Genomic DNA, 14035 nt, shown 5'->3' with positions numbered 1-14035 from the left:
GAAAGGATCTGGTAATGACGCACAATGTTTTACTTCTGCCTGGCGATGGCATCGGCCCGGAAATTGCTGCCCAGGCCAAGCGCCTGTTAGAGGCCTGTCAGAAGGCTGGCATGGATATCAATTTGCAGGAAGGGCTGGTGGGTGGTAGCGCCTATGATGCCCACGGTGAACCGCTACCGGAAGAGACGCTGTCCAAGGCCAAGGCGGCCGATGCCATCTTGCTTGGTGCAGTAGGTGGCCCAAAGTGGGATGCATTGGAAGACCTTTCCAAACGTCCGGAAAAAGGTCTGCTGGGGTTACGCAAAAATCTGGGGCTGTTTGGCAATTTGCGTCCGGCGATGCTTTATCCGCAACTGGCCAGTGCTTCCAGCCTGAAGCCTGAGCTGGTTGCCGGACTGGACATCATGATCGTGCGTGAGTTGACCGGCGGTATCTATTTCGGCCAGCCACGCGGTATTGAAGAACGCAACGGCGAGCGTGTTGGCTTTAATACCTACGTTTACTCGGAAAGTGAAATTGAGCGGATTGGTCGCGTGGCGTTTGAAATGGCCCAGAAACGCGGCAAGAAACTGTGTTCGGTTGATAAAGCCAATGTGCTGGAAGTGACCATTCTGTGGCGTGAAGTGATGAACCGGCTGGCACCGGAGTATCCGGACGTCGAGCTTTCGCATATGTACGTGGATAACGCCGCCATGCAGCTGGTTCGCGCGCCGAAACAGTTTGATGTCATGGTGACGGGCAATATGTTTGGCGATATTCTTTCCGATGCGGCGGCCATGTTGACCGGTTCTATCGGTATGCTGCCGTCGGCCTCGCTGAATGAAAGCGGCCAGGGTATGTATGAACCCTGCCATGGCAGTGCGCCGGATATCGCCGGGCAGAATGTCGCCAATCCGCTGGCAATGATGCTGTCGGTGGCGATGATGATGCGTTACTCGCTGGGCGAGAGTGCCATGGCTGAGCGAATTGAAGCCGCGGTCGGTCAAGTGCTTGATGATGGCCTGCGTACAGCGGATATTGCCTCTGAAGGCATGCAGACAATCGGTACTGATGCCATGGGGGATGCGGTACTGGCCGCGTTTGCCAAACGATAAACGCCTTGTTAGAAAAAGACGTGGTAGGAAAAGACGTGGTAGGAAAAGACTTAGCAGGAAACGCCTTGGCAGGGCTGAGTTGGCGGTGGGGAAAATTATTTTTAATAGTTGTGTATAATGGTCAGTTCATTCTTTATTGGAGGACTTTACGATGTTGAAAGTCGGTTTCGTCGGATGGCGCGGTATGGTTGGCTCTGTGCTGATGCAGCGCATGCAGGAAGATGGTGATTTCAATGGCATTGAGCCCATTTTCTTCACCACTTCCCAGGTCGGTCAGCCGGGTCCCGATATCGGCGTAGACGTACCTCCGTTAAAAGACGCTTTCTCGTTGGACGACCTGAAGTCGTTGGACGTTATCGTGACCTGCCAGGGGGGTGACTACACCAAGGCCGTTTATGGGGATCTGCGCAGCGGCGGTTGGAACGGTTACTGGGTTGATGCCGCAAGCTCGCTGCGTATGGAAGATGACGCCACCATTGTACTTGACCCGGTTAACCGCAAGGTGATTGATGCCCAGCTGGCCAAGGGCGCTAAAACCTTTGTCGGTGGTAACTGCACCGTCAGCCTGATGCTGATGGGCCTGGGTGGCCTGTTTGAAGCCGATATGATCGAGTGGATGACCTCGATGACCTACCAGGCGGCGTCTGGTTCAGGTGCCAAGCACATGCGTGAACTGCTCAATCAGATGGGCACGCTGCGCGACTGTGTCGGCGAAGAGCTGAAAGACACTTCCAGCGCGATTCTGGATATCGACCGGAAAGTGACCGCCGCCATGCGCTCGGGTGACTTCCCTACGGATAACTTTGGCGCGCCGCTTGCCGGCAGCTTGCTGCCCTGGATCGATACCAAACTCGATAATGGCCAGAGCCGTGAAGAGTGGAAAGGTAGCGTCGAGTCCAACAAGATTCTCGGCTTGCAGAATAACCCGATCCCCATCGATGGTCTCTGTGTGCGTATCGGTGCCATGCGTTCTCATAGTCAGGCGTTCACGATCAAGCTCAAGCAGGATGTGCCGCTGGATGAAATCGAAGAGCGTATTGCCAAGCACAATGAGTGGGTCAAGGTCATTCCCAATGACAAGGACGCCAGCATTGAGGGGCTAACGCCGACCGCCGCCACCGGTACGCTTCAGGTGCCTGTAGGGCGTCTGCGTAAGCTCAACATGGGCGGTGAATACCTCTCAGCCTTCAGTGTCGGCGACCAGCTGTTGTGGGGCGCAGCCGAGCCGCTCAAGCGTATGCTGAAGATTCTGCGTGAACAATAAAGGCATGGTTATCCTGTATAGCATGTTCTGAAACGTTAAAAGGGGGCTGATAAGTCCCCTTTTTTTATGGCTTTTTATCGATTTTTTATCGCTACGCTCCAGGTGATGAGACATTATGCTTGAGTTAATATAAGTTTACCTTTGCGAAGCGCACTTACATGGGGCAGTCTATTATTAAGGTAAATCTTATAAAAACGTTGAGCCGCCAGGTTTCCATGGATTCAGTCTTTATGGCTTGAGGTTTTATCATCGGTTTTTGTTAACGGTTTTCATCAACGGTTTTCATCAACATTTCTTATCAACATAGTCGTTCTATTTTTCGTCGTTAATCATCTGTAGCACATGCCAGACGACGCTGGACAACAAGGGGTGTCAATGAAACGATCATTTATATTGGCGTCGTTGGCGGTATGGGCGCTTACAAGCCCGCTGGCAATGGCGCTGAACATTGGTGATCCAAGGGTCGATTCATTTCTTGATGCTCCGTTGCAGGCAACGGTTCCACTGACCGGGACGGAAGGCTACGGCGCTGATGCTATCCGTGTGCGCCTGGCAGACCCGTCGGCGTTTCGCGCCCTGGGGCTGGATTGGTCTGCAACGACGCAAAGCGTTAGCGTGACATTGCAGGAAGGTTCGCCCCCTTATCTGCGCCTGACCTCTTCAGCGCCTGTGCGTGAGCCATGGCTGGACCTGTTGATCACGCTGGAGTCTCCTGATGGCCGTCAAACCCAGGCACTGACCTTGCTGCTTGACCCTCCTGGCTCGCGCTCCCCCGGCGCCGTTTCATCCAGTTCTGCCTCATCCAGCACAGGTTCATCTGCGACTGCGCCTACACCTCCATCGGCATCACCATCGGCATCTCGCGAGAGAGTCAATGCGCCTGCAAGCGCTTCGCCATCTAATTATGTGGCTAGCGGTGATACTTTATGGAGCGTGGCCGAGCGCCTTAAACCGCCTCAAGCCAGTGTTCAGCAGATGATGCTGGCATTATTCGAAGCCAATTCGAATCTGTTTCCGTCTGGCAATATCAATGAGATGCGAGCGGGGTATCGCTTACAGATTCCCGAGGATAGCCAGGTGTTCAGCCGTACCTCGGATGCAGCCGCTGATGCGATCAGGCAAATAAATCGCACAGGCGGCGGGCCGCCTCAAGTCGCGTCTGAACAGCCAAGTGAAACGGCTGCACCTGAAGCGCCAGCTGACGTCGCTCCTCAAGCGGAAGACGCGAATAATGCGCTGAATGTCAGCGATTTATCGACCATGATTTCAGCGCCTGCGATTGAAGCGGCTCAAACGCTGGATAGCCGCCTGCGTGACGCACAATTGATTGAGCAGCAGGTGCAGCTAGATCAGCTGCTGCAGGAGCGTGTTCAGCGCCAGGCGGAAATCGCCGATTTACGCCGCCAGGTAGAGAATCTGACGGATGCGCTTTCAGCATCGCAGGCGGCAGAAGATCCCCAGGTTGCCGGTGAGGTAAGCGAGCCCGTCAGTGATGCGGGACAAAACAGCCCGGCGACGAATGGAGATGCCAGCGCAGATAGCGAGATGGGCGTAATAGCAAAGGCGGCAAGCTGGACGCAGGGCGTCTATCAGCAGGCGCTGCGTGAGAGCCGCCTGTTGCTGGCGGCTGGGGCCATTTTACTGTTGTTGTTATTGGTATGGATGATCCGGCGTCGCCAAACCAAAGAGTGGCAGAATGTAGAGCAAAATGCAGCGAGTTCGGATGCAGAACCAACGCCGGAATCGCCGCACGCGGCAGGTGCAGCGACTGTTGTCGCTCAGGCAGCGCCAACACAGAACGATGCTGTCCCTGCACAGAACGACACTGCCCCTTCACAGAACAACGCTACCCAATCGACTCTGTTTGCGGCCTCAAAATCGGATGCCCCCGTCAGTTTTAGTGCAAAAGAAGAAACGCTTGATGTCGATGATGTCGAAACGAATAACGCCGAGACTGATAAATTGACAGGCAGTAACGAGAACGTTAGTGATGCGCCATTAGAGGATGTGCAAGCGAAAGCCCCGGACCCTGAAACAGGCGATCTGGAAACACACGATCTGGAAACGTCAGGCTCAGCAGCAGAGGTGGAGGAATGGCCATCACTGGATGATAGTAAAGTGGCCGACACTCCTTATTGGTCCGAGGATGAAGAGGCCGACCTGGGGCGCAGCCAGGCGGCGGGGCTAACGGCACAGCGCAACGCGGAACCTGTGATGGTTTTAGATGATGAGAGCCCTTCGGAGGATTCTCTGGATATTCCAGAAACGGATGACGGGCGCTCGCATTTTATTGATTACCACCCGCCATCACTCAGCGAAGAGCCCAGGACACCGCGGGAAGAAACGCCCATGCAGCCAACGGTTGACTTTCCCGCTTCCGGGGAAGCCCCTTCTCAGGCGCCTGATAGCGGTTCACCGGAGAATGAGCGTCGTCCTACTACCCAAAGCAATGAGGAAGATTCTCCCTTGGGCGAAGGATGGGAGATAGAAGAGGTGGCATTCCACCGTTCAGGTCGGGATAATAAGCGCTCTTCTTAACCTGATAAATATGTGAGCCGATGTCGCTGTTTGATCGCTTTGATGAAAAAACACCGCTGACGGGCCGCCTGGCCATGGGGATCGAATATGACGGTACCCACTATTGTGGCTTTCAGCGCCTCAGTCACGCGGCGTCAGTTCAAGCCAGCCTGGAAAAAGGGCTTTCCCGTGTGGCCAATGAACCCGTAAAAGTTCATGCCAGCGGTCGCACTGACTCTGGGGTCCATGCCACTCGCCAGATAATTCACTTTGATGCCCCGGTGGCGCGCAGTGAAAAGGCCTGGATCTTCGGGGCCAACACCCATCTCCCCAAAGATATTGCGGTGCGCTGGGTGAAAGAAGTGCCGGACTTTTTTCATTCACGCTTGCACGCGCTGGCTCGACGCTACCGTTATCTGTTGATCAACCAGATGAATCGGCCGGTATTGGAGCGTGCCAATGTGACCTGGTGCCGTGATCCATTGGATGCGCAAGCCATGCACCGCGCTGCTCAGGCACTGATAGGTGAGCATGATTTCTCCAGCTTCAGGGCGGCCGGGTGTCGTTCCAGAACGCCATGGCGTTTTATGCACTTTATTGATGTAAAACGTTACGGCCCTCTGGTGATGGTCGATGTGCAAGGCAATGCGTTCTTGCACCATATGATCCGCAATATCGTAGGGGCGCTGGTTAGCGTTGGGCGTGGCACGCAGGATGAAGGCTATATCGAACGCCTGCTGGCGCTCCGTGACCGCAAGCAGGGGGATGTCACCGCGCCCGCCTGTGGGCTGCATTTTGTCGATTCCTGCTATGATGATGCCTTTGAACTGCCGCGTGAACCGTTAGGCCCCAACCTGTTGGCGTTCACCGGTGAATGGACGGGAGAGCGGGAAATTCCTGATAATGCCATGGTGCGCTTGCGCCGTGAAGAGGTCAGCGGTTTGCTCAATTTGCCTAGCCTGGAGAAGCCAGTATCGTGATGCCGATTCAACGAACACGCGTCAAGTTTTGCGGGTTAACACGACGCCAGGATATTGCCGATGCGGTAGCGCTGGGCGTCGATGCCATTGGCTTTGTTATGTGGCCTGAAAGCAAGCGGGGTATCAGCCTGGATCAACTTGCTGAGCTGTCTGCCGATGTCCCGGCATTTGTCACTCGGGTCGGCTTGTTTGTGGATCAGCCCGTGGCGATGGTTGAGCGTTGTCTGCCTTATCTGGATCTTCTGCAATTTCATGGCGACGAGTCGCCCGAGGTGTGTGAAGGGTTTGATCGTCCGTGGATCAAGGCGTTGCGTATGCGCGATGGCCTGGATCTGCATGATGCCGCAGAGCGCTATCATGCGGCCAGTGCCTTACTGCTGGATGCTTATCGTCCTGGTGTACCAGGCGGGACAGGTGACACCTTCGACTGGTCGAGAATTCCCGCAAACCTGGCAAAACCTGTTATCCTCGCAGGTGGTTTAGTGTCTGGTAATGTCGGTTCTGCTGTTCATCAAGTATCACCTTATGCCGTTGATGTGTCGGGTGGCATTGAAAGTGCACCAGGCCACAAAGCAGTAACCAGGATGCAGGCGTTTATGGAGGCTGTGAAAATGGCGAACCAAACGCCATCCTGAGTGCCAGATGTCATATATTTCCGTTTTATCGGTTCATTTACCTTTGCCTGTTCGGGCAATCTTGTGAGGTATCCTTGTGACTGTCTCTGAAACCGTCTCTGAAACCGTCTCCAATACCGCTTCCAAGGCTGGTTCCAGGACCAGGTTCAGTGACCTGACGCAAATGCCGGATGCCCGTGGCCACTTTGGTCCTTACGGTGGGCGTTTTGTGTCAGAGACGCTGAGCTTTGCGCTGGAAGATCTGGAAAACACCTATGCCAGCATGCGTGATGATCCCGCCTTTCAGGCTGAGTTTGATCGTGACCTCGCCTATTATGTAGGGCGTCCTTCGCCGCTTTACCATGCCGAGCGATGGTCGCAGAAGCTGGGGGGAGCGCAGATCTGGTTAAAACGCGAAGATCTTAATCACACGGGCGCCCATAAGGTTAATAACACCATTGGCCAGGCACTGTTAGCCAAGAAAACCGGCAAGCCGCGGGTTATTGCCGAGACAGGGGCTGGGCAGCATGGTGTTGCCACGGCTACCGTGGCCGCTCGCCTTGGCCTTGAGTGCGACGTGTACATGGGTGCCGCTGATGTTCAGCGTCAGAAACTCAATGTCTACCGCATGCGCCTTCTGGGCGCGCGAGTCATTCCGGTCGAATCGGGTACTCGCACTCTCAAGGATGCCATGAACGAAGCGCTGCGTGACTGGGTCACTAACGTTGATAATACTTTCTATATTATTGGCACCGTGGCCGGGCCGCATCCTTATCCGCTGCTGGTACGTGACTTCAATAGCGTGGTGGGCCGCGAGGCACGCTGCCAGTCACTGGAACAGATCGGGCGCCTGCCGGATGCGCTGATCGCCTGTGTGGGCGGTGGCTCGAATGCGCTGGGGCTGTTCTACCCGTTCGTGGAGGATGACGACGTGGCCATGTATGGCGTTGAAGCCGGTGGTGATGGTGTAGAAACCGGTCGCCATGCGGCGCCCCTGTCGTCCAATGCGCCCCGGGGTGTTCTGCACGGTAACCGTACCTACTTAATGTCGGATGAAGCCGGACAGGTGTCTGATACACATTCGATTTCTGCGGGGCTGGATTATCCGGGCGTTGGGCCCGAGCATGCGCTATGGAAGGACGTCGGTCGCGTTAATTACGTGGCAGCCAATGATGATGCCGTACTCGAAGCTTTCCGCGAATTAACCCACATGGAAGGCATCATGCCTGCGCTTGAGTCTGCGCACGCTCTGGCACATGCCAAGGTGCTGGCGCCGACCATGCGCCCTGACCAGCATATTGTGGTGAACCTTTCCGGTCGTGGCGATAAAGACATCATGACGGTAGCCAAACTCGACGGCATCGAAATCTAAGGGATCGCAATGAGCCGTATTAAACAATGTTTCAGTGAACTTAAGCAGCAAGGCCGTAAGGCCCTCATCCCTTATATTACCGCCGGGGATCCAGCTCCCGAACACACGGTTGGGTTGATGCACGCGCTGGTGGAAGCCGGTGCTGATATTATTGAGCTTGGCGTGCCATTTTCAGACCCCATGGCAGATGGCCCGGTCATCCAGAAAGCTTGCGAGCGAGCTTTAAAGCACGGCACTCGTCTGGTGGATCTGTTCGAGATGGTCAAAACCTTTCGCCAGACAGATTCAACGACCCCGATTGTATTGATGGGCTACTTAAACCCCATTGAGCGTATTGGCTATCAGGCGTTTGCCGATCAAGCCGCCAGTGCTGGTGTTGATGGTGTGCTGATTGTTGATATGCCGCCGGAAGAAGCTGAAGAAATCGGTCCGCTACTCAAGTCGCATCAGCTGGATGCGATCTTTTTGGTTGCACCTACCACTTCACGTGAACGTGCCGCTACAATATGTGCCCACGGTGAAGGTTACCTCTATTACGTGTCTTTGAAAGGTGTGACAGGAGCCGCAACGCTCAATGCTGATGACGTTGCCGAGCATCTGGCCCCGCTGCGTGAAATGACCGAACTGCCTCTGTGTGTCGGGTTTGGTATACGCGATGGCGTCACCGCAGCGGAAGTCGCTAAAGTGGCAGATGGCGTAATTGTGGGAAGCGCTCTGGTATCGCGGATTGCGGCCAGCGTCGATACACCGGAAACCATTGCCGGTCAGTTGAAAAGCGTGCTGGGTGAAATGCGCACAGCGATGGATGCCTAACGCTGATCAGCATTCAGACTGTTTATTTAATGCAAGCGTTGTGTCGTACGAGCTGAACGGTTCGAATTGAACAGCTTTAGTTGATCGGTTCGAATTGAACAGTACCGAGCAGTATCGGCAGCGTTGCCGCCAGAACGGGCAGCGCCTTCGCTTGAAAACCTATCAACGCCTGGCCTTGCCGGGCATTGACGTATAACGGAAGCCTTTTTGATATGAGCTGGTTAGACAAGATTGTTCCTTCCATGGGGCGAATCCAGCGCAAAGATCGCCGCGCCAGTGTGCCTGATGGATTATGGCGCAAATGCCCGAAATGCGAGGGTGTACTCTACCTTCCTGAACTGGACAAGCACCAGAGTGTCTGCCCGAAGTGTGACCACCATTTGCGTCTGACGGCGCGTAAGCGTCTTGACTGGTTTCTTGATAAGGACGCGCGTCAGGAAATCGGTAAGGATGTTGCGCCAAATGATCGCCTTAAGTTTCGCGATTCAAAGAAATATAAGGACCGCTTGTCGGCTGCACAGAAAGCAACCGGTGAAAATGACGCACTGGTTGCTTTCAAGGGGCAGCTGGATGGTTTGCCGATCGTTGCTGTTGCGTTCGAATTCACCTTCATGGGTGGTTCCATGGGGGCGGTGGTCGGTGAAAAATTTGTACGGGCAGCGACGCTGGCGCTGGAAGAGCAAATTCCACTGGTCTGCTTTGCAGCATCGGGTGGGGCGCGTATGCAGGAAGCCCTGTTTTCTTTGATGCAGATGGCGAAAACCTCCGCTGCGCTTGAAAAACTCAAGCAGTCTGGCGTGCCTTATATTTCAGTGCTGACTGATCCTGTGTTTGGTGGTGTATCGGCGTCACTGGCCATGCTGGGTGATCTGAACGTTGCTGAGCCCAACGCGCTGATCGGCTTTGCAGGCCCGCGAGTGATTGAGCAGACAGTACGCGAAACCTTGCCTGAAGGTTTTCAGCGCAGTGAGTTCCTGCTTGAACATGGCACGGTTGACATGATTGTGCATCGCCATGAAATGCGTGCGCGTCTGGGTGGTATCCTACGCAAACTCACGCATCATGATGCGCTAGGTAACGCTGAAGCGTTTCTGGCTGAGGCGAAAATTGCTGAACCGGTAGCGGATGAAGCCGTGTTAGCTGATGCCGCTCAGGAAGCGCCGCCAAAGGAACCTGTGGCTGAGCCATCTGAGCCATCTCCTGACGCAAAGCCGCCTGGCAACGAGAATGACGCCTCTCGTCATGCCTAAGCAACTTGTAGACTGGCTTGAGTACCTGGAGCATCTTCACCCTGTCGGGATTGATATGGGGCTGGAAAGGGTGGCTGACGTGGCCCGGCGAATGGGGCTGCTTGATTGCCCGATGGCTCCTAAGGTCGTTACGGTAGCGGGCACCAATGGAAAGGGCTCGACGCTTGCCATGATGGCGGCGGTCGCTGAGGCCCATGGTAAACGGGTCGGCACTTATACGTCGCCGCACCTTTTGCGTTACAACGAGAGGGTCACATTGCTGGGGCATGAAGCCAGTGATGAACAGCTGGTTAGCGGATTTGAACAGGTGGAAGCCGCACGTCTGGTTTCCCCGTCGATCAGTCTGACGTATTTCGAAGCGGGTACACTGTGTGCACTCTGGTGTCTGGCTAACGCTGAACTGGATATTGTGTTCCTTGAAGTTGGCCTGGGAGGGCGGTTGGATGCGGTCAATATCATTGATGCTGATGTTGCGATCGTGACCACTATTGCGCTTGATCATGCCAGCTATCTGGGAACGGATCTGGCGCAGATCGGACGTGAAAAAGCTGGTATCTTCCGCCCGGCTCGCCCTGCCGTACTGGGCAGTGATTCACTGCCTGCCAGTGTGGCAGAGACAGCGAGTCAGCAGCAGGCACCGATTTATGCATTGAATAACACGTTCAGGCATACACCGGCTAAAGGAAGTCGCTGGGATTGGCAGGGGTGTTCACCAAACGGTTCACCTTTAACGCTCAATGCGTTGCCTGACCCCGGGCTTCCACTGGATAATGCGGCGACGGCACTGCAGGCGCTGACGTTGGCGGGGTGTGAACTGAACGCTGAAGCGACCCGAGAAGCAATGCACAGCGTGGTGCTACCGGGGCGCATGCAATGGATCGGGCAATGGTGCCTGGATGTGGGCCATAATCCACATGCTGCCGCTTATGTGGCCAGTCGGTTAGCGGTTCAGCCACCAGGCAGGCTCTGGTGTGTTATCGGTATGCTGGACGACAAGGATATTGAGGGTGTTGTCGCTCAGTTGATGCCGGTGGTTACGGACTGGGTATGCGTTTCTTTATCTGGCCCAAGAGGACGCCTGGCGACAGAACTTGCTGCTGAGGTGCAAAAGCAAGGTGGGCGTATGCATTGGTGTAGCGATACACCTGCCCAGGGAGCTCAATGGCTGAGTGACAAACTCCAGGCTGAAGATCGTGTACTCGCCACTGGCTCGTTTTTTACCGTAGGGGAACTGTTGGCAACTGAACTGCCACAGGCGACGTGCATCAACCAGGTGTGAAGCCGCTGTTGGTGTATGCAGACAGGAGAAGAGTATGAAATACGGCAAAACAGAACGCATCAGCGGCATCGTGATTCTGGTGGCACTAGCGGTGATTTTAGTGCCCTGGCTAATGAGTGAGCCTACACCGCGGGAAGACGGCCCGGAGCCATCGTTTACGATCGAGCGACCGATAGAGGTGCCGCGCCAGGAAGTTGCACCTCCGGAGCAGCCGGAAAGCATCAACCTGGCAAGCACTGCGTCGTCCTCTAATCAAAGCGATGTTGTTTCCCCTGCGCCTGTTGATGTCGAGCCTGCTCCCGCACCGGCACCGGCACCAGAACCAGAGCCGGCACCAGCGCCTACGCCTGAGCCAGCGCCTGAACCTGAGCCAAGCCCAGCATCATCCAGTTCTGGAAATGACTCTGCGATTCCAGCCGCAAGCCCTGAAGGGGACTGGGGTGTTCAGATCGGCAGTTTCGGCAACCCCGAAAATGTTCAGCGTCTGATACAGGAACTTGAAGGGGAAGGGTTTCGCGTCTTCACGCGTGAGCGCAACGCTGACCTGACCGCTGTCCTTGTTGGCCCGTTTGCTTCCTCGGCCGAAGGTGAGCGTGCAATGGCGCTGGTTAAAGAGCGAGCGAATTATCAAGGTCTGCTTGTACGTGTGAGAGACTGATTAATGTCGCTGACATGGATTGATACACTTTTTCTCGCTGTGCTGGCGTTATCGACGCTGGCCGGTTTTACCCGCGGACTGGTTCGCGAGGCGTTGGGGTTAGCGGCCTGGGTAGTTGCTCTTTTAGTGGCTCGCGTATTGGCAGAACCCGTGGCCGCACTGCTGGCAGATTTTATCGATAATGCTGATGCTCGCTTGGTATTGGCATTTGTTCTGGTTATTTTTGCGGTGATTTTGCTGTGTGGCATTGTTATCCGCCTGCTGCATGCCGCTATTGTCTGGGTCGGTATGGGCTTTTTGAACCGCCTGGCTGGGGCTGTGTTTGGGGCGGCTCGTGGTGCTGCCATTCTGGTGGTAGTTACTGTATTGCTTACGTTAACGCCGCTGGTAGAACTGCAGGCCTGGCAGGAAGCTTCGTTACGGCCTACTTTTGAACAGCTTCGAGAATGGGCGTTAAGTCAGCTTGACCAGTGGGATGGGGAGCTTCCTCAGGCGCCGGATTCATTAAAAGAGATTCCGTTGCCTGGATTACCCGGCCGAGATGCCAGCTGACCCAGCTATTGAATTTGATAGCTATTGATCAAGAAACATCGACAGTATCGCCATGGGCGATATAGCAACAACGTTTAGTAACCCGTGCCATCGTATCGAGTGAGGTAATAGTATGTGCGGTATAGTGGGCCTTCTGGCCAAGCAAACGGTTAACCAGGCGATTTATGATGCCTTGACCGTACTTCAGCACCGAGGCCAGGATGCTGCGGGAATGATGACCTGGAGCGAAGGACGCTTTTTACTGCGCAAGAGCAATGGACTGGTGCGCGACGTGTTCCATACCCGTCATATGGCACGGCTGAAAGGGAATCTGGGCATTGGGCATGTGCGCTACCCAACCGCTGGTTCCTCCAGCGAAGCTGAATCACAGCCGTTTTATGTCAATTCGCCGTACGGAATTGCATTGGCACATAATGGCAACCTGACGAATTCTGATCAGTTGAAGCAGGAACTGTTCTCAACCGATTTACGTCACATCAACACCAGCTCCGATTCTGAAGTGCTTCTTAATGTGTTTGCTCACGAGTTAGGCAAGCAGGGGCTACACCTGGAAGCGGAAGATATTTTTGATTCGGTCCGCCGTGTTCATCGTCGCTGCCAGGGCGGTTATGCAGCGGTAGCGATTATCAATGGTTTTGGCATGGTGGCGTTTCGCGATCCTTTCGGTATCCGTCCAGTGGTCTTTGGTACCCGCGAAGTCGATGGTCAGCAGGAAGTCATGATCGCCTCTGAATCCGTTGCGCTGGATGTCGGGGGGTTCGAACTGGTTCGCGATCTTTCGCCGGGTGAAGCCATTTTTGTGGATATGCAGGGTAATATCCATACTCAGGTGTGTGCTGATCGTCCGGTATTGCGTTCCTGCATTTTCGAACATGTGTATCTGGCTCGGCCGGACTCGCTGTTGGATGGCGCTTATGTGTACGGCACCCGTATGCAGATGGGGCGTAAGCTCGGCGACCTTATCCTGAGCGAATGGCCGGACCATGACATTGACGTGGTGATTCCGATCCCGGATACCTCGCGCACGTCAGCGCTTGAAATGGCACAGCATCTGGGCGTGACCTATCGTGAAGGCTTTATGAAGAACCGCTATATCGGGCGTACCTTCATCATGCCGGGGCAGACCCAGCGTAAAAAGTCCGTGCGCCAGAAGCTCAATGCCATTGATGTCGAGTTCAAGGACAAGAATGTTCTCTTGGTAGATGATTCGATTGTACGCGGCACAACCTGCAAACAGATTATCCAGATGGCCCGCGATGCCGGTGCGCGAAATGTCTATTTCGCTTCTGCTGCGCCTCCGGTGCGCTTTCCGAACGTTTACGGCATCGACATGCCAGTTGCCTCTGAACTGATTGCTCATGGCCGCAGTGAAGAAGAGGTTGGCGAACTGATTGGTGCAGACCGGATGTTTTATCAGAACCTGGAAGATCTCAAAGCAGCCTGTCGCGAGGTCAACCCAGCGCTTGATGAGTTTGATTGCTCAGTATTCGACGGGAACTACGTCACCGGCGATATCGATGGCGCCTATCTGCAAGCGCTTGAAGAAAGCCGGAATGATTCTGCCAAGGATCACAGCGCCGGAGATCACGCGCTGGTCGATATGCACAATCAGGATGACGATCTGGATGACTGAACGCCGACT

Annotated in this window: 12 protein-coding genes; all 12 read left to right on the top strand. The window is 54.9% G+C overall.

Annotated features, from left to right (window positions below; all coding sequences use genetic code 11):
• Positions 1–14 precede the first annotated feature (14 nt).
• The 12 genes from leuB to purF all read left to right on the top strand — a co-directional run bounded on the left by leuB (position 15) and on the right by purF (position 14026).
• Positions 15–1094 carry a 3-isopropylmalate dehydrogenase gene (leuB, locus tag ACU6TU_RS09095; protein WP_447141122.1) on the top strand — a complete coding sequence of 360 codons (1080 nt, stop codon included), beginning with the start codon at positions 15–17 and terminating at the stop codon, positions 1092–1094.
• 151 nt (positions 1095–1245) lie between these two features.
• Positions 1246–2358, top strand: a complete 1113-nt coding sequence (gene asd / locus ACU6TU_RS09090; protein ID WP_447141121.1) for an aspartate-semialdehyde dehydrogenase — start codon at positions 1246–1248, stop codon at positions 2356–2358.
• Between the two features lie 375 nt (positions 2359–2733).
• Positions 2734–4896 carry a type IV pilus assembly protein FimV gene (locus ACU6TU_RS09085; protein WP_447141120.1) on the top strand — a complete coding sequence of 721 codons (2163 nt, stop codon included), beginning with the start codon at positions 2734–2736 and terminating at the stop codon, positions 4894–4896.
• Positions 4897–4916: 20 nt separating this feature from the next.
• Positions 4917–5855, top strand: coding sequence for a tRNA pseudouridine(38-40) synthase TruA (truA, locus tag ACU6TU_RS09080; protein ID WP_447141119.1), 939 nt, complete (start codon positions 4917–4919; stop codon positions 5853–5855).
• Entirely contained in the window at positions 5855–6490 is a 636-nt protein-coding gene (locus ACU6TU_RS09075) for a phosphoribosylanthranilate isomerase (protein WP_447141118.1), read from the top strand. The genes truA and ACU6TU_RS09075 overlap by 1 nt, the downstream gene beginning before the upstream one ends.
• Positions 6491–6653: 163 nt before the next feature.
• A complete protein-coding gene (gene trpB, locus ACU6TU_RS09070) occupies positions 6654–7841 on the top strand; it encodes a tryptophan synthase subunit beta (RefSeq protein ID WP_447144215.1) in 1188 nt (395 codons plus the stop codon).
• A gap of 9 nt (positions 7842–7850) precedes the next feature.
• A complete protein-coding gene (gene trpA / locus ACU6TU_RS09065) occupies positions 7851–8654 on the top strand; it encodes a tryptophan synthase subunit alpha (RefSeq protein ID WP_447141117.1) in 804 nt (267 codons plus the stop codon).
• A gap of 212 nt (positions 8655–8866) precedes the next feature.
• The gene (gene accD / locus ACU6TU_RS09060) at positions 8867–9904 is read left to right on the top strand and encodes an acetyl-CoA carboxylase, carboxyltransferase subunit beta (RefSeq protein WP_447141116.1); all 1038 of its coding nucleotides are present in this window, start codon (positions 8867–8869) and stop codon (positions 9902–9904) included.
• A complete protein-coding gene (gene folC / locus ACU6TU_RS09055; RefSeq protein WP_447141115.1) occupies positions 9897–11183 on the top strand; it encodes a bifunctional tetrahydrofolate synthase/dihydrofolate synthase in 1287 nt (428 codons plus the stop codon). Before accD ends, folC begins: the two co-directional genes overlap by 8 nt.
• Before the next feature lie 34 nt (positions 11184–11217).
• Positions 11218–11841: an SPOR domain-containing protein gene (locus ACU6TU_RS09050; RefSeq protein ID WP_447141114.1), complete on the top strand. Its 624-nt coding sequence runs from the start codon at positions 11218–11220 to the stop codon at positions 11839–11841.
• 3 nt (positions 11842–11844) lie between these two features.
• Positions 11845–12393: a CvpA family protein gene (locus tag ACU6TU_RS09045; RefSeq protein ID WP_447141113.1), complete on the top strand. Its 549-nt coding sequence runs from the start codon at positions 11845–11847 to the stop codon at positions 12391–12393.
• A gap of 112 nt (positions 12394–12505) precedes the next feature.
• The gene (purF, locus tag ACU6TU_RS09040) at positions 12506–14026 is read left to right on the top strand and encodes an amidophosphoribosyltransferase (RefSeq protein ID WP_447141112.1); all 1521 of its coding nucleotides are present in this window, start codon (positions 12506–12508) and stop codon (positions 14024–14026) included.
• The last annotated feature ends 9 nt before the right edge of the window (positions 14027–14035 follow it).

Source organism: Halomonas sp. LS-001, assembly GCF_052983955.1.
The sequence above is the reverse complement of the archived record's forward strand: the minus strand, read 5'-3'. Positions and strand labels throughout refer to the sequence as shown.